The following is a 268-nucleotide window of genomic DNA, read 5'->3' as shown; positions in this document are numbered from 1 at the left end:
CGGTTCAAACTGGAGAGCGGATGTATACCCTGCACCGATTTGATACACGGGGCTGGGATGAACCGGAGCGTCAGGTCTATGAGGCGGCTACCCGGGTGCAGCAGGCATGTAACCTGGAAGAGGGCAAGCTGGTACAGGTCGGGTGGTTTGAAGCCGAGAACGGGGACCATCTGCTGCTGGCGATTCATCACCTAGTCGTGGACGGGGTGTCCTGGCGAATCCTGCTGGAAGACATGGAAGTGCTGTATCAGCAGGCGGAGCGGGGAGA

The 268-nt window shown here is 59.3% G+C and carries 1 protein-coding gene; it reads left to right on the top strand.

Annotated elements, in window-relative coordinates; genetic code table 11:
* The coding region (locus tag IFU39_RS32570) for a condensation domain-containing protein (protein ID WP_192136486.1) at window positions 1-268 on the top strand (268 nt) is incomplete at both ends.

The sequence above is a fragment of the Paenibacillus sp. CFBP 13594 genome (genome assembly GCF_014842675.1).
In the GTDB taxonomy this organism is placed as follows: Bacteria; Bacillota; Bacilli; order Paenibacillales; family Paenibacillaceae; genus Paenibacillus; species Paenibacillus amylolyticus_B.
The sequence above is the reverse complement of the archived record's forward strand: the minus strand, read 5'-3'. Positions and strand labels throughout refer to the sequence as shown.